The organism is Caldimonas sp. (assembly GCF_046289365.1).
In the GTDB taxonomy this organism is placed as follows: domain Bacteria; phylum Pseudomonadota; class Gammaproteobacteria; order Burkholderiales; family Burkholderiaceae_C; genus Caldimonas.
In genome coordinates this window covers 1-3,175 of the sequence record NZ_JBKBVU010000271.1, presented here as the reverse complement: position 1 = coordinate 3,175, position 3,175 = coordinate 1, and the positions used below count along the sequence as shown (strand labels likewise).

Genomic DNA, 3,175 nt, shown 5'->3' with positions numbered 1-3,175 from the left:
TTCCTCGCCCGCCACCTCCACGAAGACACGCTTGAGCGCCGCAACGAAAGCCCCATACTGCACCCCCTGGCGCAGCAGCCAGCGCACCACGGGGGTGGCCAGCGCCAGCGCGGTGCGCAAGGCCAGGTCGGCACGGCGCGCACCCGGCGCCCCCGCACGGGAGTCGATGGGCTCGGCAGAGGAAGGGGTGCCCACGGGCGAATGGGACCGGTTCACAGGTTCAGGTCCACATCCTACCTTGCGCAAGATTCCCAGGCGTCCCCCGCTTCGGGGAGCGGCCGACCCGGCCGAGGCCGATTGCCGGCAAAATGCGCAATTTTGCTGTCCAAGGCCGCCCTTGGCCTCTTGAACTCCCGGGGCACGCCCCCATCTGCGCGCCACTCGATGGGAACCACGACATGACAGAACCGCAAAATCCTGAACAGAATCAAGCCCCTGCCCCCGAACTGACGGCCAAGCCGGCCGAACAGGTGGCCCTTGAACAGAAGCTGGCCGAACTCGAGGCCCGGCATGCCGAGGTGTCTGACGCCTACCTGCGTGCCAAGGCCGAGGTCGAGAACACCCGCCGCCGCTCTGAGGAGGAAATCGCCAAGTCGCGCAAGTTCGCCATCGAGGCGTTCGCCGAGAGCCTGCTGCCCGTGAAGGACAGCCTGGAGGCGGCCCTGGCGGTCGAGAACGCCACCCTGGAGCAAATGCGCGAGGGCGTGCATGCCACACTGCGCCTGCTCACCCAGGCCTTGGAGCGCAACAAGGTGCTCGAGGTGAACCCGGCCAGCGGCGACAGGTTCGACCCCCATCAACACCAGGCCATCAGCATGGTGCCGGCCGAGCAGGAGCCCAACACCGTCGTGGCCGTGCTGCAAAAGGGCTACGTGATTGCCGAGCGGGTGCTGCGCCCGGCCCTGGTCACTGTGGCGGCATCCCGCTGACCCCTCTTGAAAAGCCCTTCACTTATCCACAAGTAGCGGACAACCGAATTCCTCAGATCAGGAGCACCCAACATGGCAAAAATCATCGGCATCGACCTGGGCACCACGAACTCGTGCGTGGCCATCATGGAAGGCAACACGCCCAAGGTCATTGAAAACAGCGAGGGCGCCCGCACGACGCCCTCGATCGTGGCCTACATGGAAGACGGCGAGGTGCTGGTCGGTGCCCCCGCCAAGCGCCAGGCGGTCACCAACCCCAAGAACACCCTGTACGCCGTCAAGCGCCTGATCGGCCGCAAGTTCACCGAGAAGGAAGTGCAGAAGGACATCGACCTGATGCCCTACTCCATCGTGCAGGCCGACAACGGCGACGCCTGGGTCGAAGTGCGCGGCAAGAAGCTCGCCCCCCCGCAGGTCAGCGCCGAGGTGCTGCGCAAGATGAAGAAGACCGCCGAGGACTACCTGGGCGAGCCCGTCACCGAGGCCGTGATCACCGTGCCGGCCTACTTCAACGACAGCCAGCGCCAGGCCACCAAGGACGCCGGCCGCATCGCCGGCCTGGAGGTCAAGCGCATCATCAACGAGCCGACCGCGGCCGCGCTGGCCTTCGGCCTGGACAAGACCGCCAAGGGCGACCGCAAGATCGCCGTCTATGACCTGGGCGGCGGCACCTTCGACATCTCCATCATCGAGATCGCCGACGTGGATGGCGAAAAGCAGTTCGAGGTGCTGTCCACCAACGGCGACACCTTCCTGGGCGGCGAGGACTTCGACCAGCGCATCATCGACTACATCATCGGCGAGTTCAAGAAGGAGCAAGGCGTCGACCTGACCAAGGACGTGCTGGCGCTGCAGCGCCTGAAGGAGGCCGCCGAGAAGGCCAAGATCGAGCTGTCCAACAGCTCGCAGACCGACATCAACCTGCCCTACATCACGGCCGATGCCTCCGGGCCGAAGCACCTGAACATCAAGCTCACGCGCGCCAAGCTCGAGGCCCTGGTCGAGGACCTGATCGAGCGCACCATCGAGCCCTGCCGCATCGCCATCAAGGATGCCGGCGTGAAGGTGAGTGACATCGACGACGTGATCCTGGTCGGCGGCATGACCCGCATGCCCAAGGTGCAGGAAAAGGTCAAGGAGTTCTTCGGCAAGGATCCGCGCAAGGACGTCAACCCCGACGAGGCCGTGGCCGTGGGCGCGGCCATCCAGGGCTCGGTCCTGGCCGGCGACCGCAAGGACGTGCTGCTGCTCGACGTCACTCCGCTGTCCCTGGGCATCGAGACCTTGGGCGGCGTGATGACCAAGATGATCAGCAAGAACACCACCATCCCGACCAAGTTCTCGCAGGTCTTCTCGACGGCCGACGACAACCAGCCGGCCGTGACGATCAAGGTCTACCAGGGCGAACGCGAGATGGCGGCGGGCAACAAGTTGCTGGGCGAGTTCAACCTCGAAGGCATCCCGCCGGCCCCGCGCGGTGTGCCCCAGATCGAGGTGACCTTCGACATCGACGCCAACGGCATCCTGCATGTGAGCGCCAAGGACAAGGCCACGGGCAAGGAGAACAAGATCACCATCAAGGCCAACTCCGGCCTCACTGAGGAAGAGATCCAGCAGATGGTGAAGGACGCCGAGCTCAACGCCGCCGAGGACAAGCGCAAGCTCGAACTGGTGCAGGCGCGCAACCAGGCCGATGCCCTGGTGCACAGCGTGCGCAAGTCCCTGGGCGAGCATGGCAGCAAGCTCGAGGCCTCCGAGAAGGAAGCCATCGAGTCGGCCCTCAAGGACGTCGAAGAAGCCCTCAAGGGCGAGGACAAGGCCACCATCGAAGCCAAGAGTGAGGCGCTGATGAAGGCCAGCCAGAAGCTGGGCGAGAAGGTCTATGCCGAGATGCAGGCGGCCCAGGCCGCCGCCGGCCAGGGCGATGCCGCCGCCGGTGCCCAGAGCTCGGCCAAGCCCGCCGACGACAACGTGGTGGATGCCGAGTTCACCGAAGTGAAGGACAAAAAGTAATCGACGCTGGCCCGCCCCCGGGGCTGGCGGCTCCAGCCGCCGGGGGCAGGGATGAAAGCACCCCCGTGGGCAGCGAACACTGCGCACGGGGGCTTTGCGTTTGAAGGTGACCTAGAACATGGCAAAGCGCGACTACTACGACGTCCTGGGCGTGGCGAAGAATGCGTCCGACGAGGACATCAAGAAGGCCTACCGCAAGTTGGCCATGAAATACCACCCGGACCGCAACCAGG

4 protein-coding genes are annotated in these 3,175 nt (G+C 65.3%); 3 read left to right on the top strand and 1 reads right to left on the bottom strand.

The window, feature by feature from the left end; genetic code table 11:
- Positions 1–195: hypothetical protein (locus ACK42S_RS16775; RefSeq protein ID WP_409710222.1), on the bottom strand; the 195-nt coding region annotated here is incomplete at its 3' end.
- Between the two features lie 203 nt (positions 196–398).
- On the opposite strand from ACK42S_RS16775, the gene grpE reads away from it, so the two are divergent.
- The 3 genes from grpE to ACK42S_RS16760 all read left to right on the top strand — a co-directional run.
- Positions 399–929 (top strand): nucleotide exchange factor GrpE, encoded by a 531-nt coding sequence (gene grpE / locus ACK42S_RS16770; RefSeq protein WP_409710219.1) that lies wholly within the window; start codon positions 399–401, stop codon positions 927–929.
- A 72-nt stretch (positions 930–1,001) separates the two neighbouring features.
- A complete protein-coding gene (dnaK, locus tag ACK42S_RS16765) occupies positions 1,002–2,942 on the top strand; it encodes a molecular chaperone DnaK (protein ID WP_409710216.1) in 1,941 nt (646 codons plus the stop codon).
- 118 nt (positions 2,943–3,060) lie between these two features.
- On the top strand, positions 3,061–3,175 hold a 115-nt coding region (locus ACK42S_RS16760), incomplete at its 3' end, for a DnaJ domain-containing protein (RefSeq protein WP_409710225.1).

Bases quoted from the DNA above. Each gene is read 5' to 3' on its own strand.
- grpE (WP_409710219.1), top strand. From the start codon at position 399: ATGACAGAACCGCAAAATCCTGAACAGAATCAAGCCCCTGCCCCCGAA.
- dnaK (WP_409710216.1), top strand. From the start codon at position 1,002: ATGGCAAAAATCATCGGCATCGACCTGGGCACCACGAACTCGTGCGTG.